The following is a 23,057-nucleotide window of genomic DNA, read 5'->3' on the forward strand; positions in this document are numbered from 1 at the left end:
GATTTACTTCCAATTTTTCAAATGCATGTTTCAGATATTATATGGGTAAGCAATAAATTACTTAAACTCCAGTTCCAGCAACTTTTAATCACGATGCTTTTGTTGATTTTAGTTTTGGTTCATCCGCTGAAATTGCATTACATAAAGTTGCTTGTAACAGAGTTTCACAGTTTTCAAGACATCTAATGTTGACATCCTTTACTAAACCATGGATAATGTTTCTCAGTAGTGTGATGTCATAACCATCCATTTAATCACATTTTGAACCAGTAGTTTCAATAAATCCTTCTGATACTTTGCTTGGATCTTTAACTTCAATAAATAGTGGATTTGCAACTTAATTAAAAAATCGACTCAAAAAGTCGATTTTAGTTAATTTTTTAGAATGACTAATCTGTATATTCCACAATAAAGTATGATGGGTACTGTTTTGCTGTTTTCATTGTCTTTTTAGCACTCTCCAGAGCTATTACCATATTAAGATCATCATTTTTATTGGTATAAAAATTTGTAGTTCTATCTGCCACACCGTTATAAGAAAATAGATATGTTTTTAATTCAACTCGATTAGTCGGCTTCCCTCAATTAGTATCTCCAAAATGAGCTCGAAGTTCAATTGTACTTTTTTGAGAAGTATGTTTTATGTAAGAAGGGAACTCGCCAGTATCAATCATTTCGAACTTTGAAAACAATCCTAATTCTTCCAAAAACTCACTGGCTCCTTGAAGATCATAAAGTTTTTGTTCCTCACCAGGTTGAAAAAAATTCCATCTAGATTTTCTTATGTATCCTTTTCAGTTTCTTGGAAGAATTATAAGATGTCGCTGTTCATCAGGAGATTCTTTAAATTCTATATCTTTCATGTGATAGAATTTTTGTTGATAATCAAATGAATCACTTATAAATTTTTCATAATAGCTTCTAGTACTACTATAGCTGGTTTTTTGACGAATAAATAAAACTCTTTCAGAAAAATCATAGGTTTGTCCCTCCATTACGAAAGACAAATTTTTTAACTCAGCTCCGTAAGAAGCAATTGTTAACTTGTCTTCATCATCTTTAATTTCAAATTTTGATTTATAAGTTGATAGCAATGTTTGAATAATCTTATTATCTGCAATGTTATTTTCTAGATTGTATTGATTAATAGATCTTGAAATTCCAGAATCCATTTCAATTTTTTTATCTAGAAAACTTTTTTCAGCAACGTTATCTATAACTGGTATTATTCAATCACCAGTGTCATCATTGGAAGCGTTTCTTAAAAATTGATCTTTTTCCTCACCGTCATAAATCATCGCTTTGTTCAAAGTAAGATTACGCTCTTCAAACTGAGCAATTCGAGCTTCAGTTTTATATCGACTTGCATTTTCTACAGTGCTAGAATTTACAACCGTGGTTAGTTGGTTTGTGTTAATTTCTTGGACATTTGAATTATTTGTTGCAAATGTTGCCAGTTCCTGAGTTAGGTTGCTTTTCAACTCTGCACTTGAACTAATTTTGTCTGCTATAGCACCTTGTTCACCTTTGTTGCTGATAAAAGAATACTTATTGGCTAATGTTTCATTAATTAATTTATCATAGCCCTCAGAAATATCTTTAGCTTTGTCGGCTAAAGATTTTGCAGCAAAAATATTCATAGTAGCTGTTGTTTCAATTTCTTGCAATCCTTTTTCGCCCGTAATTTCTTTGTAGGTAATTAAACTTGTAAGTCGAATATCCACTGATAAATTCCTGTCTTTTTTGTGAAGCTCGATTGATTTTATATCAATTCCATTTTTTAATGGGGTTGAAGAATCCATTGTTACTAAATTGTAGTTAATATTATTGCTAACTTCTTGTACTAATTTTTGATTAATTTTCGCTATTGGAATAATGTTGTAAATACCAGCACTTACCTTACGATAATAAAAACTATTTTTATCTTGAAGATTATCTTCATTATCTAACAATTCTTGAATCGTAAAGCCTTCCAACAATTGATCATCTTCTGCAATTCATGCATAAGGTAGGAATGCCTCAAAAATTGCAGTTTTAAAAATAGCAGTAACTTCACCAATAAAATCATTTAAAGCTTGGTTATAGTCGTATTCTTTAACATCTTTTTCTTTGGTTTTACAACTAACAGCATAAATTGGCGTGGGCACCACCATTAATGAAGCTGCAAGTATTTGCAATAATTTTCTCATTTAAAATCTCCTATTTTACATATTAATAATTATATCATTAAGGCAGTTTTATTTCAATCTGGTTTAATTCTTATAAAAACAAAAAATTCCTTTAACAGAAATAAATGCTAACATTCGTAACTATTGAAAGGAATTTTTAACCAATAAAATTAGTTGTGGTTTACTCACAGTTTTTCAACCGCAGGTTTTAGAGATGATATATATGGACCATAAATTACTTGAACTCCAGTCCCAGCAACTTTTACTCCCAACGCTTTTGTTGATTTTAGTTTTGGTTCATCCACTAAACTGGCGTCAAATACTGTTACTCGTAAACGAGTCGCACAGTTATCAAGCAATTTAATGTTGGCATCTCCTCCCAAACCGTCAATAATGTTTCTAAGTAGTGTGATGTCATAACCATCGATTTGATCAGATTTTGACCCACCTTTTTTAGAGGTTGTTTTTTTACCATCACTGTGTCCCATTAATTCATTTAGTTCATTATGAATAATTTCTGGGTTATCGTATTTAATGTAAATTTTAGCCATTTTCTAACCCTCAACTTTCATAGCTTTTGAACCAGTAGTTTTAATAACACCTTCTGATACTTTGCTTGGATCTTTAACTTCGATGATTAGTTCAGTTTTTGAATGATCTAAATCAATAATATTGTCTTTTCCTCCAAGTGCTTTTAATAATTTTTCAGCATTAGCTGAGTCTTTTTTAGTTCCTTTTGCAAGTGATGCTTTTAAAGCTTCAACTGCAACGTTTTCTTCACCAACTTCTTCACGACCTGGTGTTTTGTAATCTTTAGCTTTGATAATTCATCAGAATCCGAAGAAATATGATGGTGACATGATTAGTAATCCGTAGATTGGAATTCACATTGCCCCAGTTCTACCAGCTCAACTACCGAAGATTGCTCCTCCACTAGTTCCTGTTGAGTATCCTGGGATAATTCCAAAGAAGATTCAGTCAATAAATCCAGCTGCGAATCCTTGTCCAACTGTAACATTTAATAAGTATGCCATCATGAAACTTATTCCGGCCATAAAGGCGTCAAATAAGTATAACATTGGTGCTACGAATAAGAATGAGAATAGAATTGGTTCAGTGATTCCAGTTAAGAAACTAGTTGCGGCTGCAGAAATTAAAATTCCTGAACTTTGCTTACGGTTTTCTGGTTTTGCCATCATAATCATGGCAGCAGCTCCGAATGGATATCCATATTGCATAAAGGCAAAACGTCCTGACATAAACATTGTTCCTACTTCGTTTGTAAAGTGGTTGAAATTAATCATTCAGCTACCAGCTTCACCAGAAATTTGGTTTGCAAAGTTAGCATTTCAAACAGTGTTCATTTCTAATGCTGCACGAGCTTCATCTGTCATTTGTCAACCGTTTCCGCCCATTCATTTCATTTGTTCAAAGAAAATTGTGTATGCTCCAGAAGTCATTGTTCAACCTGTAATTACATTGTTTGAATCAATGATTGGAGTTAATCATTCCCCTCCAGCTGATGTATATCAGAATGGAGTATATTGTACATGGTGTAGTCCCATTGGAATTAGAAGACGTTCAGTAATACCAAAGAACATAGCAACTAGTGCTCCAGCTGTTCTAGAGAATTCTTCTTGTCCTCCAATTCCCATAAGTGAACCCATCCCTGATCCAATTAAGTACAGTAATTGTAAGAAGGCAGGTCATACGAAGAAGAATCCTAAACCTGCTGCGATTCCAAAGAAGAAACCAGCAATTGGTACAAATTTTTCTCCACCAAAGAATCCTAAAACTCTTGGTACTTTAATATTATATGTGCGGTTGTGGATTACTGACATCCCTCAACCAATTAAAATTCCTCCAAGAACAGATAGGTCAAGTGTTGGGGTAATTCCTAGAACGCTTTTCAACATCCCTTTGTTAGTTCCCTCACTAACCAATCCATACTTACCAGCTAATCCTCATGGGTCAAATTGAACCACTGCATCTCCGGCTGTATTTGTTGTTGGTAAGAATAGTGCCATTATTGTTGAAGACATAACTACGTATGCAACAAATGCTGAAACGGCTGCAACACCTTTAGATTGTTTTGCAAATCCAAAAGCTACCGAGGTACAAAATAGTACCCCTAAACAACCAAAAACGATATCTCCGATTGACTTCATTATGTTAAAGAAGTTAACTGCTCCATCCCCTCAATTATTTTGTTGAGCGGCGGCTGCAAATCCTCCCCCAATTCCCAGGAATAGACCCGCGATTGGAAGAACTGCAATCGGAAAAACGATTACTCTGGCTAAATTTTGTAATTTTGAAAAACTTGCTCCCTTAAATTTGTTTCAATTTTTTCCAAAATTAGAATTAGCAAAAGCTTCTTTTTTTTCAGCTTTTTTGGCAATTTTGTCCTCTTTTGAGAGGCTTTTATCGTTTTCTAGTGTGACGATTTTATCGTTTGCCATAAATTCTCCTTTTATTTGTTTAGATATTTTTTTATAAAGTGTTTATTATTTTGGTTCACTCAATGTGAAAATGAATGATCCTTCACCTCTTCAAAGTCCGTTTCCATCAACGGCTTTTAAAGTAACCTTTATAAAGTTAGTGTCAAATAAATCTCCACTAGCCTTATTCTGAATTGAATCTTCTGTTTCGGGTACTTCAGGTACTACTTCCTCTGATTTTGAAGCATAGAAAGATTTTGTAAACTCTCCATCTTCTTTATCATCTCCAGTTACTTCAAAAGTAAAATGAACATTTTCTTTTGAACCACTTACGATTTCAGCAGTTACCGATCTTACAGCCGCCACAAACGTATCAACTGGCATTTCCTTGCTAAAAGAATTAGATCCTGATTCATAGTATTTACTAATGTTTTCACCATCTCGGTCTCATCCACGTAATTTAGCTTGAATTGCTGGTGCATATTGATCAAATGATGCAATTTTAACATCACAAGAAACCACAACACCTGCAGCTGAAGCTGTTAGGGTGAAACCTGCTAATAGATTTAATAACTTTCTCAATTTGAATTTCCTTCCTACTGTACTAATATCTGTACTTATTTATTATATAGTTATTTTCCAAAAATTATACAAAAAATATAAAAAAAATAGAAATTTTGGAAACTTTTAACCTTGTTGGAAAAAAGTAAACTTGATATTATAGCGAAAAAAAAACTAAGTTTTAGCTTAGTTAGTTTCATTATTTTGCTAAAGATTTTTTAGCAGTTTCAATAATTGCCTCGAATTGTTTTGGTTCGTTAATTGCTAATTCTGATAGCATTTTACGATTTACCTCAATTCCAGCCAATTTAAGACCATTCATAAATTTTGAATAGCTCATCCCGTGAGGACGCACTGCAGCATTAATCCTTACGATTCATAAACTTCTAAAGTCACGTTTACGTAATTTACGCCCGACAAAGGCATAGGCCATAGAACGAACTACTTGTTCATGTGCTTTTTTGTAACTTGATTTTTTTGTACCGTAGTAACCTTTGGCACGCTTAATTCAACGTTTTCTTCTTGCTCTGGTTACTTTACCAAATTTAACTCTTGCCATATAATTTCGCTCCTACCTATCCTTGTAATAAACCTTTTAAACGTTTCATATCTGTTGAATGAACAAATATTACTTTTTTAAGGTGTCTTTTTTGTTTTGTTGATTTGTTTTGTGCTAAGTGTGAACAATAAGCTTGACCACGTTTTCATTTTCCAGCAGCATTTTTTCTTACGCGTTTTGCTAGAGAACTTTTTGTTTTCATTTTTGGCATAAATAAACTCCTCCTAATTTGATTAGCCTTTTTTCGGCACTACATAGACATCTAAGAATCTAGCTGTTAGTTTGGGTTCTTTTTCTACCTTACAAACATCGTCAATAATTGCTAAGAAAGCATTCAAAGTTTTTTGACCAAATTCTTGATGTACTATTTCTCTTCCTTTAAATTTTAGAGAAATTTTAACTCTATCTCCATTTGAAAGAAATTCGCGAGCTTTTTTAGCTTTGGTTTCTAAATCATGTTGTCCAATTCCTACAGTTAAACGAATTTCTTTGTTTTCTGTTCTCACTTGATTTTTCTTGTTTTCTTTTAGCTTACGCTTTTGCTCATATTTAAACTTTCCGTAATCTAAAATTTTTGCAATCGCCGTGAAATTATCTTGTTGACTAACTTGCATTAAGTCTAAGCCCTGTTCCTCAGCCATTTTGATTGCTTCCATCTTTGGAATTGGTCCAATTTTGTTTCCATCATTATCGATGATTAAAACCATTTTTGCTCTGATCTCACGATTGACAAAATCCGACTTTACGTCCTTTTTGATATCTGCCATTTAATTCCTCCATTAAAATAAAAAATGTGCCATTTAAAGACTAATAGCACACTAAAATATTATTAACTATTTTTAGTTATAATAATCAGATTTTACCGCATCATTTAATTGACGGTGAGCTTGTGCTACTTCTTTAAACCTTCTTAATTATGACATATTCAGAAAAAATGTCAATATTTATCATTACTTTATAGTTAATTTTTAAAACAATGGGTTATATGTGTATTTTAACAATTTTGATTGTTGGACCAATTTTTAATAGTTCACTAATCAAAATAGACAAAAATATTATAAGTATCTAAGATCTTTAATTTTAATCATTTTCAATGTCAAAATTTAAAGTATCAATGTAAATTTTAGTTAATTTATCAATTGTATCCGAATTTGCGTTAGTTCTGATATCTCAAATTCCTCAGTTAAATATTAAATCTTTAAAAATTTCTATTTTATCAAAAGGCATCACTGGTATCTCTGGTACCAAAAATCCAGGATAGAATTTTCAAAATTGAAATAATTCATAAAAAAGTTGTGCTTTTTCAATTAAGTATTCTTGATGTTTTGGGCTTTTTTTAGCAGATTCTAGAAATACATTTAGGTCATCTTTTAGTGTTGAGCCTTCGAAAATATGCTTTATTTCTTCATCAGCAGCTCTACTTAAATTAATTAGATTATTCCATTTCTTTTCAAACGTTTCTAGGACATCCATTGCAGTATTTGTTATTTTTAAGGTATCACACGATATTACACTCAAGGTAATTGGTGAGACCATGGAGATAGATGATAAAAAAATTAGTAGTTTTTTCATTTTAATACTCCCTTCAAAGCTTTGCGCCTTCAGATATATTAACTCAGAACTACTAATTATCAAGACTTTAAGAAGTTTTTGTAATTTTTTAAGGTTTTTAATTATGAATAGTGTATTTATTCAAATCTTTTTATGTCATCAACTAAAGGGTCTTCACGTTCTAGGCTTCTCTTCATGTTATTTTTTTCTAAAAAATTCAGGTAATCTAAAAGTTTCTCATTTAACTCATTTTGACTTTTTTTGACTTTTTTGTCATCTGGATTATTTGAAATATCATATTTTAAATCCCTGATTAATTGTTCAAATCTATACTGTTCTAAACGCAGATTGAACATTTTAGTCTTATGTTCATCACTGTATTTTTTTTCCGGAATTTTGGTTACTCCTTCAAAATAATCTAAATCAATATGTTTACATCCAACATGGTGGTATCCAGCCGCAATTGCTTCTTTCATTGTGGGAGCTTGGGAATGTTCATCAGCAATAATAATAACCGTATTTTCCCATGGTCGACAAAGAGCACATGGATCTTCTTCTTCTCGAACATAAACAACTTTTGAAAGTCTTAATGATTGTTTTTTACCAAATCAATTGTAAACTCCCATGTAGGGTTCGTTTTGCTTATCTTTAATTTTCTCTTCTTTTTGTTTTTCTAAAAGTTCTTGGCGAACTTCCTTGCGCTTGGTTATTTTGCCCCAAGGAACTATCATAAACAATAGAAGAACAAAGGCTATAATTATTAAAATAATTCATCATGGTAAGTTATTTATTTCGCTTCCATTAGGTTTTGTAGCATTAATGTTTTGATTAATTATTGTGTTCATTTAAAACCTCGTAGTATTTTTGAATTAAATCGATGTTGACTTGCTGCTGGCGATCACATTTCGCACATTTAAAAACACCAATTTTATCATTTTGAATTGATTGATCTGAATTAATTAAGAACTTTTGGTAGTCTCAACACTTTTTGCAAAATAAATATATAAAACTGCTTTCTGATACTAATTCTAATTTCATATTTTTCCCTCTCATTAATTTGAAATGTAGTAACTAACCCCCATTCCAAACATAAAAATTCCTGCTGCTATTGATAAAAAAATCATAAAAATAAAGAAATAATGCTGCCAAAAACTAAAGATTTTGTATCTTCCTGATTCTGTTGTGAAGTCTGCTTTTTCAAATTTACGCTTTACTTTTCATTTTCTATAGATAAAAATAAAACCAATTCCTAAAATAATAGCTAAAAAACTAAAACCAATCAATAAATTGCTTGTTAGTTGTGAAATTTCTCCCGATAGCAACATACCAAAATCTCCTTTTTAATATTATAACCGATTAATTAAGATACCACTAATTAAATAGATTATTTGACTCTAGTAAATAAAATTAAGGTTAATATTTTAAGATAATTACACCTGAGGCCAAAATTAATAATTAATTGACTGAACAAATAAAAAACAACCATAACAAATAATGTTGTGGTTGTTTTTGTATTATGTTTAATATCTTGACCAATTTCAAAATAAAATAATAGTTTTATTTTTGTTAATTTATTTTAAATAAATTTTCAAGGATTTGGTTTTTCGAGATTTTGTGTTTTGGCAATATCATATCTATAACCAAAATTAATTCCCATCCCCTGTTGTGCATATCCATAGCTGCGTGAGAAAAATTGAAAGTAAATATCTGGAAAAAAGTATTCCAATTCCCTATCATAGAAATAGACATAACCCTCTTCATTAAAGACTGTTTTTGAAATACGAGTGCTTCCAAAACCGAGTTTCATTTCTAATGTTAAATTTAATTTTTGTCTTATTTCCTCAGACTCAGGATTGGCGTCTAATAAATCTTGAAAGTAATCATAACCACTCAAAACTTGTAAAGGCTCAAATTCGTTTCAGCTTTCAGGTTTATTAAGGAAAAATGTTAATTCGGGATTTTGTTCCTCGGTTTTTTCATTAATATTATAAAATTTTTGTGCGAAGTTTAAAGAATCTAAATAAAAGTTTCGTGCTAATTCCTTTGTATTTTCAAAAGTTTTTAATTGCTGCCTCACAGCAATTGTCATATCAGATAGCTCAAAATTCTCACCATTATATTCCACTTTACTATTTTTAACAGATGTTTTTAGTAAGGCGATTGTATTCTGGTCTTTGTCCATATCTAAAAGAAAATGCGACTGCTGTTTTTCTAAAGTAGATTTTAAATTTTTTTCGTTATTAAAATGAAAATCTAATACGAATGGATTTAAATCTATTGCCATGTCAGGATAAACCTTGAGACCTTCTTCTAAACCGGGTATTAATGAAATTGAAAAACTACGAACAAATGAACTATCCTTTTCTACTAGGCCATCTAATAGATCATCAATTTTATCTTGTTGACCCATTAGAGCTTGTCTAACCGTTTCAATATGATTTAAACCTTGACCTCAAGTTCACTTATTATTTGGAAATTGATATGATGAAATAACTGCCGAATTTGTGGCTGTAGTTAATGTTGCAGATCCCAAACTTGCAATTCCCTCCACACTTTCAACAGCCTCTTTTATAATTTCATTAGCTTGTTGTTTAAGCGAGAAGTCTTCATCAATTGCAAGGGCAGTTTCCTCTATGTTACCTTTATCGCTTTTGAATATAAAATTATTAGAATTTTCCTCATTATTTATAGCGTCAGCGTATTTATTATTAGCTTCTTTAAGAATTTCTGCTGTTTTTTTCTCTACAAAAATAGTCATTTGCGCTGTGGATTTTATTGGTTCAAACTCCTGTTGTTCGGACTGATTTTTATATAAAATTTTTGAATCAATTTCTACGCTAAGTGTTACAGCGTTATTTAGAGGTTTTGGGATTATTTCAATTTTAGAAATTTGATATCCACCTTGCAAGGGATTTTGGTTATTATAAACCATCTTTTTGTAGTTAATATTTTGAACTACTTGGCTATTTACTTCACTTAATATTTTATCTCAGTTAATTATTGCTCTAATTTGAGTGTTAAGATCTTTGAACTCTTCACTATCGTTTTTAACCACACCCTCAATACTATTAAACTTTTCAACATTTCAACCTTCAATGGGAGAATCCTCTTCGCTTATAAAAATAAATTTACTGAAATCCTCTGCAATATTTTTTTGAAAAATTTCTCTAATAATATCAATCATTTGATTTTTATTTTGTTCATAATCATATTCGTCATCGATTTCTCTTGGTTTCTTTTGACAAGCAACAACGCTCATGGGGGTAGAAACCGTAATAGTTGCGACTCCCAATATGCTTAATAATTTTTTCATTTTTCCGCTCCTTATATAAATATAATATTATTTTATATGCTTATAAATGTTATTGCAATGGAAAATTTTTTTTATTTAAAAACTATTAAAGTCCAGAATCAGCAGTTTTTTTTAGTATTATTTAATCTTTTTAAACTGCCATCTAGTTTTTGGGCCAATAAAATTATATTTCTTTTCTTCATCCTTAAAGTTATCATTCAAAATAGTATGGTACTATCCTTTGCAATGCGATTCATTATCATCAATAATAAAAATATGATCTATATTGTAACTTGATTTTTATTTACCCGTAATAGCATTTTCTTTAATTGCTGGTGCTTGATAATGTTGGTCAGCGATAATAAAATAGTATTTTTCCGCGGCCCACAAAAAACAAATAGGCAGTCTTCTTCTTGAGCATAAATAACTTTTGACAATCTTATTGGTTGCGTTTTGCTAAACCAATTATAAGCCTCATTTTTCTTATCTTAAATGTTGTCTTCCTTATTTTTTCTAAAATTTTTTGTGAATTTGCTTGCGATTGGTTATTTTACCCGAAGGAACTACCACCAATAAAAGAATAGAAAAGGCTATAATTATTAAAAAAATATCAGTTTTGTCTCCTTAATTGCTTGATTTGAATTTATTAAGAAATCTTAGTCGTTTTAGCAAAATAAATATATAAAACTACTTTTCTACAATAATTCTAATTACATATTTTTAGTTCTCATTAATTTGATATGTAGTAACCTTCTCCAATTCCCAAAATAAAAAACGATGTTGCCAGAAACTAAATACTTCGTAGCTCTCTTATTAAGTTGTAAAATTTGCTTTTAGAAAATTACGCTTACTCTTCATTTACTATATATAAAAATAATGCTAATTGATAAAATAACAACCAAGAAACTAAAACTAATTAATAAATTACTTGTTAATTTTGGGATTTCTACCGCTAGCAAAATGCAAAAATCATCTTTTTAATTTTATATGTGATTAATTAAGATACTGCTCACTAAATATATTGTTTATAATTTATAAATAAAATATTTAATTTTATTAATGACTTAGGAAAAATTAGGGATTTTTGCGAGAACAGCAGAATACAAAAACAACCATAACAAATAATGTTGTGGTTGTTTTTGTATTATGTTTAATATCTTGACCAATTTCAAAATAAAATAATGTTTTGATTTTTTTTAATTTATTTTAAATAAATTTTCAAGGATTCGGATTTTCGAGATTCTGTTTTTTGGCAATATCATATCTATAACCAAAATTAATTCCCATCCCCTCTTGTTCATTTCCATAACTGTGTGAGAAAAATAGAAAGTAAATATCTGGAGAAAAGCTTTCCAGTACTTTATCATAGAAATATACATAACCCTCTTCGTTAAAGACTGTTTTTGAAATGCGTGTCGATGAAAAACCGGTTCTCATTTGTACTGTTAAATTTAATTTTTGTCTTATTTCCTCAGACTCAGGATTGGCGTCTAATAAATCTTGAAAGTAATCATAACCACTCAAAACTTGTAAAGGCTCAAATTCGTTTCAGCTCTCAGGTTTATTTAGGAAAAATGTTAATTCGGGATTTTGTTCTTCGGTTTTTTCATTAATATTATAAAATTTTTGTGCAAAGTTTAAAGAATCTAAATAAAAGTTTCGTGCTAATTCCTTTGTGTTTTCAAAAGTTTTTAATTGCTGCCTCACAGCAATTGTCATATTAGATAGCTCAAAATTCTCACCATTATATTCCACTTTACTATTTTTAACAGATGTTTTTAGTAAGGCGATTGTATTCTGGTCTTTGTCCATATCTAAAAGAAAATGCGACTGCTGATATTCTAAAGTAGATTTAAAATTTTTTTCGTAATTAAAATGACGATCTAATATGAATGGATTTAAATCTCTTGACATGTCCGGATAAACCTTAAGACCTTCTTCTAAACCTGGTATTTCTGAAATTCTAAAACCACCATTATAAAAAAATGAAGGATTACTTTCTACTAAGCCATCTAACAGCTCATCAATTTTATCTTGATTACCCATTAGAGCTTGTCTAACCGTTTCCAAAGGGCCGCCACCTTTACCTCAAGTTCAATTAATTTGTGGATATTGATATGATGAAATGATTGCCGAACTTTTTGATGATGTATCCAATGTTGCAGATCCCAAACTTGTGATTCCCTCCACACTTTCAACAGCCTCTTTTATAATTTCGTTAGCTTTTTGTCTAAGTGAAAGGTCTTCATCAATTGCAAGGGCAGTTTCCTTTATGTTACCTTTATCGCTTTTGAATATAAAATTATTAGAATTTTCTTCATTATTTATAGCGTCAGCGTATTTATTATTAGCTTCTTTAAGAATTTCTGCTGTTTTTTTCTCTTCAAAAATAGTCATTTTCGCTGTGGATTTTATAGGTTCAAACTCTTGTTGTTCGGACTGATTTTTATATAAAATTGATGAATCAATTTCTACGCTAATTGTTACAGCGTTATTTTCAGGTTTTGGGAATATTTCAATTTTAGAAATTTGATATCCACCTTGCAAGGGATTTTGGTTATTATAAATCATGCTTTTGTAGTTAATATTTTGAACTACTTGGCTATTTACTTCACTTAATATTTTATCTCAGTTAATTATTGCTCTAATTTGAGTGTTAAGATCTTTGAACTCTTCACTATCGTTTTTAACCACACCCTCAATACTATTAAACTTTTCAACACTTCATCCTTCAATGGGAGAATCCTCTTCACTTATAAAAATGAATTTGCTAAAATCCTCTGCAATATTTTTTTGAAAAATTTCTCTAATAATATCAATCATTTGATTTTTATTTTGTTCATAATCATATTCGTCATCGATTTCTCTTAGTTTCTTTTGACAAGCAACAACGCTCATGGGGGTAGAAACCGTAATAGTTGCGACTCCCAATATGCTTAATAATTTTTTCATTTTTCCCCTCCTTATATAAATATAATATTATTTTATATCTTTATAAATATTATTGCAATGGAAAAATTTTTTTATTTAAAAACTATTAAAGTCCAGAATCAGCAGTTTTTTTTAGTATTATTTAATCTTTTTAAACTGCCATCTAGTTTTTGGGCCAATAAAATTATATTTCTTTTCTTCATCCTTAAAGTTATCGTTCAAAATAGTATGGTACTATCCCTTGCAATGCGATTCATTATCATCAATAATAAAAATATGATCTATATTGTAACTTGATTTTTATTTACCCGTAATAGCATTTTCTTTAATTGCTGGTGCTTGATAATGTTGGTCAGCAATAATAAAATAGTATTTTTCCGCGGCCCACAAAAAACAAATAGACAGTCTTCTTCTTGAGCATAAAGAACTTTTGACAATCTTAATGGTTGCGTTTTGCTAAACCAATTATAAGCCTCATTTTTCTTATCTTAAATGTTGTCTTCCTTGTTTTTTCTAAAATTTTTTGTGAATTTGCTTGCGATTGGTTATTTTACCCGAAGGAACTAACACCAATAAAAGAAGAGAAAAGGCTATAATTATTAAAAAAACATCAGTTTTGTCTCCTTAATTGCTTGATTTGAATTTATTAAGAAATCTTAGTCGTTTCAGTAGTTTTAGCAAAATAAATATATAAAACTACTTTTCTACAATAATTCTAATTACATATTTTTAGTTCTCATTAATTTGATTTGTAGTGACCTTCTCCAATTCTAAAAATAAAAAACGATGTTGCCAGAAACTAAATAATACGTAGCTCTCTTATTAATTTGTAAAATTCGCTTTTAGAAAATTACGCTTACTCTTCATTTTCTATATATAGAAATAATGCTAATTGATAAAATAACAACCAAGAAACTAAAACTAATTAATAAATTACTTGTTAATTTCGGGATTTCTCCCACTAGCAAAATGCAAAAATCATCTTTTTAATTTTATATGCGATTAATTAAGATACTGCTAACTAAATATATTGTTTATAAGTCATTAATAAAATATTTAATTTTATTAATGACTTAGGAAAAATTTAGGGATTTTTGCGAGAACAGCTGAATACAAAAACAACCATAACAAATAATGTTGTGGTTGTTTTTGTATTATGTTTAATATCTTGACCAATTTCAAAATAAAATAATAGTTTTTATTTTTGTTAATTTATTTTAAATGAATTTTCAAGGATTTGGTTTTTCGAGATTTTGCTCCTCGGCAATATCATATCTATAACCAAAACTAATTCCCATACCCTTTTGTGTATTTCCATAACTGACTGAGAAGAATTGAAAGAAAAGATCTGGGGTTGCGTATTTCAATACATCATTATAGAAATAGACGTAACCCTCTTCGTTAAAGACTGTTTTTGCAATTAAATTTGCACCTCTAGCATATTGCATTAGTACTGTTAAATTTAATTTTTGTCTTATTTCCTCAGACTCAGGATTGGCGTCTAATAAATTTTGAAAGTAATCATAACCACTCAAAACTTGTAAGGGTTCAAATTCGTTTCAGCTTTCAGGTTTATTCAGGTAAAATGTTAATTCGGGATTTTGTTCCTCGGTTTTTTCATTAATATTATAAAATTTTTGTACGAAGTTTATAGAATCTAAATAAAAGTTTCGTGCTAATTCCTTTGTGTTTTCAAAAGTTTTTAATTGCTGCCTAACAGCAATTGTCATATCAGATAGCTCAAAACTCTCACCATTATATTCCACTTTACTATTTTTAACAGATGTTTTTAGTAAGGCGATTGTATTCTGGTCTTTGTCCATATCTAAAAGAAAATGCGACTGCTGTTTTTCTAAAGTAGATTTTAAATTTTTTTCGTCATCAAGTCTAAAATCTAATATGAATGGATTTAAATCTATTGCCATGTCCGGATAAACTAAGAGACCTTCTTCTAAACCGGGTATTCATGAAATTGGAAAACTACGAACAAATTCACTATTCTTTTCTACTAAGGCATCTAGCAGCTCATCAATTTTATTTTGTTTACCCATTAGAGCTTGTCTAACCGTTTTCAAAGAGCTGTCATTTCGACCTCAAAATCAATCATTATTTGCACTTTGATATGATGAAATGATTGCCGAACTTTTTGATAATGTAGTTAATGTTGCAGATCCCAAACTTGTGATTCCCTCCACACTTTCAACAGCCTCTTTTATAATTTCGTTAGCTTGTTGTTTAAGCGAAAGGTCTTCATCAATTGCAAGGGAAGTTTCCTTTATGTCACCTTTATCGCTTTTGAATATAAAATTATTAGAATTTTCTTCATTATTTATAGCGTCAGCGTATTTATTATTAGCTTCTTGAAGAATTTCGGCTGTTTTTTTCTGTTCAAAAATAGTCATTTGCGCTGTGGATTTTATTGGTTCAAACTCTTGTTGTTCGGACTGATTTTTATATAAAATTGTTGAATCAATTTCTACGCTAAGTGTTACAGCGTTATTTAGAGGTTTTGGGATTATTTCAATTTTAGAAATTTGATATCCCCCTTGCAAGGGATTTTGGTTATTATAAACCATCTTTTTGTAGTTAATATTTTGAACTACTTGGCTATTTACTTCACTTAATATTTTATCTCAGTTAATTATTGCTCTAATTTGAGTGTTAAGATCTTTGAACTCCTCACTATCGTTTTTAACCACACCAGGAATATTATTAAACTTTTCAACATTTCAACCTTCAATTGGAGAATCCTCTTCGCTTATAAAAATAAATTTACTGAAATCCTCTGCAATATTTTTTTGAAAAATTTCTCTAATAATATCAATCATTTGATTTTTATTTTGTTCATAATCATATTCGTCATCGATTTCTCTTGGTTTCTTTTGACAAGCAACAACGCTCATGGGTGTAGAAACCGTAATAGTTGCGACTCCCAATATGCTTAATAATTTTTTCATTTTTCCCCTCCTTATATAAATATAATATTATTATACACACTTATAATAAGCATTACAATGTAAAAGTTTTTGTTTAAAAACACCAACAAAGCTAGCTTTGTTGGTGTTTTTAGTCTTATTTTGTTTTTTTAAACTGATATCTAGTATTTGGGCCGATAAAATTCAAGATAAAGAGTTGTTCTGGTTTAATTGAGCCAATAAAATTATATTTCTTTTCATCATCTAAAAAGTTATCCTTTAAGATAATATGACACTCACCTTTATAATGTGAATCTTTATCATTTATAATAACAATATCACCCCTATTGTAAATTGATTTTTGCTTACCCACAAGAATATCTTCATTTTTATAATAAACCCTAGTCATTGTATAGCGAATAAACATTTCTGTAATATCCATTCGTCTAAAATGTAAATGGCTAAATAGGATTTTTTCTTCAGCTAAAGATAATTTATTTTCTAGTTTTAAATCAAAAGTAATTTCGTCACGATCTATTTGAGAAACCAATTTTAATTCTTCTTCACTGGCATAAGCATTTCCAAAGAAGACAACGTCAATTTCATCACAATATAATAAAATCTTAGCTTGGCTAACTACATCATAAAATCTCATGAACTCTAAAGTTGGAAACTCTTTATTTCCTAAAGCTGGTCCTTGAGTTCCAAAATGACTACCAATAAAGGCAGCGGTGCTTAATCGATGTTTTAAATATTTTTTATTAGCTTCTGAGAAAAAATCATAAGGGATGGCAGTATTTTTTTGAGGATAAAAATTATGACAACCACTTAAACGATTTTTAATTGGTTTAAAATCCATTACATTGGTAATTAAATTATCATTATTTGACATATTCAATTGCACATCAATTCCATAGCGATTATGGGTTAATTCTGCAATCTCACTTGGCAAACTTGGTGAATCTAATCTAATACAATCAATCCCCATTTCCAAGCATTTTTTGGGGTCTTTTAAATCAATTCCTAGACGTTCCAATGAAACATTTTCAAAATCAGCAATTGTATAAAAGCCAATACTTTTAGCATACTTTAAGGACTTGTTGATTTTTTGAATTAACTCAATTGGTTGATTATTTACATGAAAGTAACTTGTAAACACTTGAGTATAACCCAGAGATTTAGCTAAGTCCAAATAAGCTTTGTCCTTTTCAAAAGTTGATTGCTCTGGATAGATTGATATTCCTAATTGTTTTTTCATAAAAACGCCTTTCTAAAAAACAGATTCTTAAGAATCTGTTTCAATCATATTTTTAAACTTTTTGAGCTTTAGCTTCTAAAGCTTTACTTTTGGTTTCGGCTTTAGCTGCTTGTTTTTCCATATATTTATCTCATTTAGGTTTGTATTTTTCAACTTTGCTATCACGAGTAGCTTTGATTTCTTGAGCTTTTTGTAGGTATTTTTCTTCTTTTGCTTTAGCTTTTTTATTGTTGCTTTCAATCGCTAAGGCAAGTTTTTCTTTATTAACCATACGTTTTTCTCAGAATTCATTTACTGTCGCTGCATCATTTAATGCATTTTCTGCTTTTAATTCGTTACCTGAAACTTTTCTTTCAGTAATAACTCCATAACGATATTCTGGATCATTGTAGTAACGCATTTCTTGGTTGTATTGTTCAATGTTAGCTGCTTTTAATTTTTTGAAGTAGTTTGCATTGTCAATTAATACAAATGGGAAGTAGAAGATAATACTTACCCCTAGACAAATGGTTGCTGGAATAATCGCCATCGCATCAATTGAAGTTAATACAGCTCCAAAGATTCATGGACTTGTTCAAGGTGTTGCTACATATGAATATTTAACAATCCCTAAAACATCTGGTGAGAATAATCATCCAATAATTAGGTTAACAATTGGTGAGAAGATAAATGGTGCTACATAAATTGGGTTTAAAATTAATGGGTATCCAAAAATAGTTGGTTCATTAATTTGGAAAACTCCAGCTGGTAAAGCATATTTAGCAACTTCTCTTAATTCTTGACGTTTTGAAACGGCAAATGTCATAATTAGAAGTCCTAAAGTAGCTCCACTTCCCCCAACATACATATATGAGTCAAAGAAAGGTTTTGTAAATGCCCCCATTTGACCTGAATCTGCAGCCATTTGGTAACCCATTGAAGTTACTAGGGCTGCATTAATTCCTAAAATCATTCATCAAATTGGTTCAAAGATCCCAGCCATTAGGTTTGATCCATGAACTCCAAAGAATCAGAAGAATCCAGTGAAGAATACAAAGGCAATGGCTAAACCAATTCCCCCACTTCCAGTTGCAAAACCAATGAATGCAGCTGTAAAGATTTTATAAATAAAGGCTCCAGCACCAAATTGTGTGGGTCCTAAAACAATTGTTTGAAATGATGCTGATAAAATGTACCCTCCGTTAGCAGAATCTAAGTAGAAAGACATTTTAGCAGCCTCATTTAGTCATGCAAAGTTTGAGTGACCTTGTAAAGTTGCAATCGCTGTAGTTCAAACAGCTTGGTCAGCGGCTCCTAATGCATTATAAGTGTCAACAAAAGCTTTTTGGTTTTCTAATGAATTTTCTAGTGCCAATATTTGTAGCATTGGTGTTAATAATTCTTTATATTCCACAAAAGCTTGTAAAGCTCCTTTGTCTGCAAATAAAGCGTCAATATTATTTCCATCAATTGTTCCAAACATTTCACCAAATTGTTTTGAGGTTAAAGTAAAGTAGCTTCCACTATTTACAAATCAACCTCCACCAACAATTGCCATTGAAAGGAAGATAATGTTAACTGCTCCCACAGTTCCTAATGTAATTACCACGGGTAAGAATACAGCAAATGATTTACCAACTGCTGGGGGTACTCCGTCTGGTAATTTAATATTTAAGGCACGAACTCCTGATAAATAAATAAAGAATTCGGTTGCCAGTAATCCAAATAGTATTGCTTGAATTAATCCAACTGCTCCCATGAAGAAAGTAACTTCCCCCATACAAGCAAGTAGGAATGCTGATAATGAAACAAAACCAGCAATAATTGGTGATTTAAAATTACGACTTAATGCAATAAAGTATCCAAATAGGAAAGCAAAGTAAATTGCCATCATTCCTACAGTTACTGTATTGATATGTCCGAATGCCAATCCCCCAATTTTAGACGCTTGTCCTCATCCATTTGAAATGTCACCAAGTAATTCAGTAACTCCATCTCATGAAACACTAGGATTTGCAGCTTTACAAATAAGACCTAGAAGTGAAACATATCCACTTCCAGCCCCACCAAAGATAATTGCATTGATTAGAATTCCAATCGAACCTGCAATAATCAGTGGAATCATAGTTCCAAAAGAATCTCGAATCGCTGCTAAATGACGTTGGTTACCAACTTTAGCCATTCCCGGGACAAGCGATTCACTTATTCATTGTTTAAAGGTGCGTTTTTCTTTTTTTCGCACCTTTTGGACATCAAATTTTTCAACTTCTGCCATGATTAATACTCCTCTCCATATTTTTTTAAATAAAAAGTATGTTTCTTAGTTAATATTTTTTATTTACCTATTTTTTTATAGACATCAATAAACTCTTTTGCCAATAGAATAATAGTTTGAGTTGTTAATAATTGATCTTCGGCATGAATAAACAAAATCGGGAAGGTGATTTTCTCTCCTCCAGCTTCAGCGCTCACAATATCCATATGAGTTTTTTCTGCAGTTAGAATTGATTTTTCCGCTTCTTCAATTAAGTTTTCCGCTTCTTCATAACGACCATTTTTAGCAGCAACAATTGCTCCCATTGCATGGCCCTTTGCTTCCCCAGCAAAGGCAATAATTGTAAATGAGATTTCCTCAAAATTTCAAGTTTTACCCATCACAATTAACCTAACATTCTTTGTGCCATTTCGCACGCTTCCTTGGCTTTTGCTAAAGCATATATATTTGCAGGAATAACTTCAACTGGTTTATCAGTTAATTTTTTTAAATCTCCAAGAGCATAACTTACTTGTGGGCCAACCATAACGATATCTCATTGGTCAACTACAGTTTTAGCTTCTTGCATTGACATAGCCTCAATGGTTCATTCCAAACCTTCTTTACGAGCATAATCTGTCATTTTCTTGACAAGAGTACTTGTACTCATACCTGCTGAACAGCATAGTAAAATTTTCTTCATTTTATTTTCCTCCAATAATTTTTTCTATATTATTAGTATAACAATTATAGAATTTTTTTCCACTATTTTGACCAAAAAAGATTTTTTTCTCTACTTTATGCTAAAATTATTAAAAGAGGTTAATTATGGTTTCAAATCTAATTTATTATTGTTTTATTCCAATTGGATTGTGGTTGATATTTTTTCTAACAGTCTACATTTTGGAGACTTTTTTTCAAGTATTTATGCCTAAAAAGATTTTTTGACTACTTCTAACATTTGTTATTGTTACTTTAATAGTTATTGGCTTGGTGATCGGATCCTTACAATTTGAGTAAGAAAATTTTACATTAAGGCAAGCATTGAAAATAACCTTATCCTTGCAAATTTTGTAAGGATTTTTTAGTTCAATTACTATTACTAGTTCTTTAGTATATCACCTAAGAATATAATCACAAAATTATCAAAATAACATTCTTCATTAAAACTTCCATTTTTTAGACAAAAAAAACACCTCTAAACGAAATCAGAACAGTGTTTTTTACTGTTAATTTTGATTTAGGTGTTCAATTTATGAGGGGTTTTTAACTCTTAATTAAAGTCCTTAATTTTTCAATTAGTTGGGCTTTCCCCAAATGTATTCTCTTGCATTTCAGTTCTTCTTGGTATCAGTTTATCATGAGAAAGCAAAGTTCTAAGATAACGGAAATCAGTTCCGCTTGTTTGTCAATAAACCGCCATCTCCTTAATTTCCATTGAGGAATTTTGGCTCATATTGTATGTATAAATATAACCCTTTGAATTTATTCTCAAAAAGGAATTTATATTAGGACCAACTACTCCGTAAGTTCCATAAGCATTTATAAATTCGCTAACTAAAGGGTTACTTTTAGAGGCATTTTTAACAGCTTCTTCAAATGCGGCATCAAATATAGTTACAAATGAATATAATCGCGTTACCTCTAATTGACTCATAAGTTCTTCGGGTAATGTTAAATTATAAGTGAAATTGGGATTTTCCTTTACATCGAAGTTGGAGAATCCAAAAAATTCTCTAAAAAATTCTAAATAGGCAACATTAAAATTATAATTAAATTCTTTTGTATTTTGAAAGCTAGTTTTTTGTCGATTAACAATAAAATAGTTAGGCATTTCAACGGTAATTTCATTTCCACTTTTAGTCTCGTTATAAGAAACTGATATTTTTTCTAAATCTGTTCCAAATATTGCAATCGTCTGTTTGTCTTTATCTTTATCAATTTCAAAACTTGAATTTTTTATCAATTTTTTTAGTTGTAAGAACAGATAATTATCTTCGTTAAGACTTTCGGCAATGTTGTAATGATTAACAAATCATGAGCTGTTTGCATCTTCAAGTAGGTATTCTTTAACTTTAGGAAACAAATCAAAATTACCATTGTTAAAAGTTCTTGTTAAATCGCTATCAGGCTCGGTATTTATTCTTTTTGCAAAATTTTCTATTTGTTCAGAACCCTTTGATGTGATTGCAGAAACAAAACCTTCAAGCTTTAAATCAGATTCCATATTTTTTCATTCCCAAGCAATTGAATTTTGATTAGAAGGCGTCTGAGCATAAACAGAATTGACTTCGCTTGTGACCAATCCATAATTGTCTGAGTTAATTTCAAATTTATCAAAATTTGCATTTTGATCTAACGCTTTGTTTAAAGCGTTATTTATTGAAGTTTTTATACTTGCATTATTGTTAATCTCATTTGTAGTATTTAAAAGACTACCATTATTACTTGTAAAACTAAAACTATTAGCATACTCTTCACTTTCAAATTGGTGTCTTATTTGTTCATTAAGTTCATTTAAACTATCAGAAATATTAACATCGTTGAAAATATTCATGTTGATTGTGTGTCTAACGAAATCAGAAGTTTCTGGCCTACCATTAGAGTCTTGTAAAGATAGAGGAAACTCAAATTTAAATATCAGCATAACTGCATCGTTTGATTTTTTTGTGATATTTATGCTACTTAAACTAAATCCACTTTTTAAGGGATTTTGACCATTGATCAAAATTGGTTTGTAATTGATATTTTGCACAATATCTTTATTAATTTCTGAAACCATTTTATCAAAGTCAACAATATTTTTAAGATCTTTGGAAATATTACTAAAATATTGTGAATTTAAGGGTAGGTCAAAACTCTCGACTCCTTCATTTTCGGTTAAAACATCTAAAAGTCTCTTTATGCTGATACTTTCGAATTTGTCGTTAGCAGCTTCATTATCAATAAATAGGTATTTCTCAAAATCTTTGTCTAAGTTTCTAATTATTATTTCAGAAATTTGCGCAATTAAGTCCTTTTTTATTGCATCATAGTCAAAATCTCCAACATCGGTATTTTTATCTTTTTTACAAGCAATTACACTAGTTGTTGAACTAGCTATTAAAGTAATTGCCCCTAAAATACTCAATAATTTCTTCATTATATATTC

General features: G+C 30.3%; 20 protein-coding genes. All 20 read right to left on the bottom strand.

The window, feature by feature from the left end; translation table 4 throughout:
• Nucleotides 1-61: 61 nt before the first annotated feature.
• The 20 genes from AACK87_RS04025 to AACK87_RS04120 all read right to left on the bottom strand — a co-directional run bounded on the left by AACK87_RS04025 (nt 62) and on the right by AACK87_RS04120 (nt 23,048).
• Nucleotides 62-250, bottom strand: coding sequence for a hypothetical protein (locus tag AACK87_RS04025; protein ID WP_338971877.1), 189 nt, complete (start codon nt 248-250; stop codon nt 62-64).
• Between the two features lie 139 nt (nt 251-389).
• On the bottom strand, nt 390-2,189 hold the full coding sequence (locus AACK87_RS04030; RefSeq protein ID WP_338971879.1) for a hypothetical protein: 1,800 nt from the start codon (nt 2,187-2,189) through the stop codon (nt 390-392).
• A gap of 149 nt (nt 2,190-2,338) precedes the next feature.
• Nucleotides 2,339-2,719: a PTS glucose/sucrose transporter subunit IIB gene (locus tag AACK87_RS04035; protein ID WP_338971880.1), complete on the bottom strand. Its 381-nt coding sequence runs from the start codon at nt 2,717-2,719 to the stop codon at nt 2,339-2,341.
• A gap of 3 nt (nt 2,720-2,722) precedes the next feature.
• Nucleotides 2,723-4,627: a PTS transporter subunit EIIC gene (locus AACK87_RS04040; protein ID WP_338971883.1), complete on the bottom strand. Its 1,905-nt coding sequence runs from the start codon at nt 4,625-4,627 to the stop codon at nt 2,723-2,725.
• Between the two features lie 45 nt (nt 4,628-4,672).
• The gene (locus AACK87_RS04045; protein ID WP_338971885.1) at nt 4,673-5,188 is read right to left on the bottom strand and encodes a lipoprotein; all 516 of its coding nucleotides are present in this window, start codon (nt 5,186-5,188) and stop codon (nt 4,673-4,675) included.
• Nucleotides 5,189-5,366: 178 nt separating this feature from the next.
• Nucleotides 5,367-5,726: a 50S ribosomal protein L20 gene (gene rplT, locus AACK87_RS04050; RefSeq protein WP_338971887.1), complete on the bottom strand. Its 360-nt coding sequence runs from the start codon at nt 5,724-5,726 to the stop codon at nt 5,367-5,369.
• Nucleotides 5,727-5,742: 16 nt separating this feature from the next.
• Entirely contained in the window at nt 5,743-5,937 is a 195-nt protein-coding gene (rpmI, locus tag AACK87_RS04055; RefSeq protein WP_115558397.1) for a 50S ribosomal protein L35, read from the bottom strand.
• A gap of 22 nt (nt 5,938-5,959) precedes the next feature.
• On the bottom strand, nt 5,960-6,493 hold the full coding sequence (infC, locus tag AACK87_RS04060; protein WP_338971894.1) for a translation initiation factor IF-3: 534 nt from the start codon (nt 6,491-6,493) through the stop codon (nt 5,960-5,962).
• Between the two features lie 313 nt (nt 6,494-6,806).
• The gene (locus AACK87_RS04065; RefSeq protein WP_338971896.1) at nt 6,807-7,298 is read right to left on the bottom strand and encodes a lipoprotein; all 492 of its coding nucleotides are present in this window, start codon (nt 7,296-7,298) and stop codon (nt 6,807-6,809) included.
• Nucleotides 7,299-7,414: 116 nt separating this feature from the next.
• Nucleotides 7,415-8,122: a phage minor capsid protein gene (locus AACK87_RS04070; protein ID WP_338971899.1), complete on the bottom strand. Its 708-nt coding sequence runs from the start codon at nt 8,120-8,122 to the stop codon at nt 7,415-7,417.
• Entirely contained in the window at nt 8,106-8,315 is a 210-nt protein-coding gene (locus AACK87_RS04075; protein ID WP_338971902.1) for a hypothetical protein, read from the bottom strand. Before AACK87_RS04075 ends, AACK87_RS04070 begins: the two co-directional genes overlap by 17 nt.
• A 14-nt stretch (nt 8,316-8,329) precedes the next feature.
• Nucleotides 8,330-8,602: a hypothetical protein gene (locus tag AACK87_RS04080; protein ID WP_338971905.1), complete on the bottom strand. Its 273-nt coding sequence runs from the start codon at nt 8,600-8,602 to the stop codon at nt 8,330-8,332.
• 251 nt (nt 8,603-8,853) lie between these two features.
• Complete coding sequence (locus AACK87_RS04085; protein ID WP_338971907.1) at nt 8,854-10,590, bottom strand: lipoprotein; 1,737 nt, start codon at nt 10,588-10,590, stop codon at nt 8,854-8,856.
• Between the two features lie 1,185 nt (nt 10,591-11,775).
• Nucleotides 11,776-13,521, bottom strand: a complete 1,746-nt coding sequence (locus AACK87_RS04090) for a lipoprotein (protein WP_338971910.1) — start codon at nt 13,519-13,521, stop codon at nt 11,776-11,778.
• Between the two features lie 1,196 nt (nt 13,522-14,717).
• Nucleotides 14,718-16,457, bottom strand: a complete 1,740-nt coding sequence (locus AACK87_RS04095; RefSeq protein ID WP_338971913.1) for a lipoprotein — start codon at nt 16,455-16,457, stop codon at nt 14,718-14,720.
• Nucleotides 16,458-16,572: 115 nt separating this feature from the next.
• Nucleotides 16,573-17,673 carry a DUF871 domain-containing protein gene (locus AACK87_RS04100; protein ID WP_338971916.1) on the bottom strand — a complete coding sequence of 367 codons (1,101 nt, stop codon included), beginning with the start codon at nt 17,671-17,673 and terminating at the stop codon, nt 16,573-16,575.
• Nucleotides 17,674-17,725: 52 nt separating this feature from the next.
• Entirely contained in the window at nt 17,726-19,927 is a 2,202-nt protein-coding gene (locus AACK87_RS04105) for a PTS sugar transporter subunit IIC (RefSeq protein WP_338971919.1), read from the bottom strand.
• A 59-nt stretch (nt 19,928-19,986) separates the two neighbouring features.
• Nucleotides 19,987-20,307: a PTS lactose/cellobiose transporter subunit IIA gene (locus tag AACK87_RS04110; RefSeq protein ID WP_338971921.1), complete on the bottom strand. Its 321-nt coding sequence runs from the start codon at nt 20,305-20,307 to the stop codon at nt 19,987-19,989.
• Between the two features lie 5 nt (nt 20,308-20,312).
• Nucleotides 20,313-20,609, bottom strand: coding sequence for a PTS sugar transporter subunit IIB (locus AACK87_RS04115; RefSeq protein ID WP_338971924.1), 297 nt, complete (start codon nt 20,607-20,609; stop codon nt 20,313-20,315).
• Between the two features lie 570 nt (nt 20,610-21,179).
• Complete coding sequence (locus AACK87_RS04120; RefSeq protein WP_338971926.1) at nt 21,180-23,048, bottom strand: lipoprotein; 1,869 nt, start codon at nt 23,046-23,048, stop codon at nt 21,180-21,182.
• Nucleotides 23,049-23,057 lie beyond the last annotated feature (9 nt).

The sequence above is a fragment of the Spiroplasma endosymbiont of Panorpa germanica genome (assembly GCF_964019765.1).
Taxonomy (GTDB): Bacteria; Bacillota_I; Bacilli_A; order Mycoplasmatales; family Mycoplasmataceae; genus Spiroplasma_B.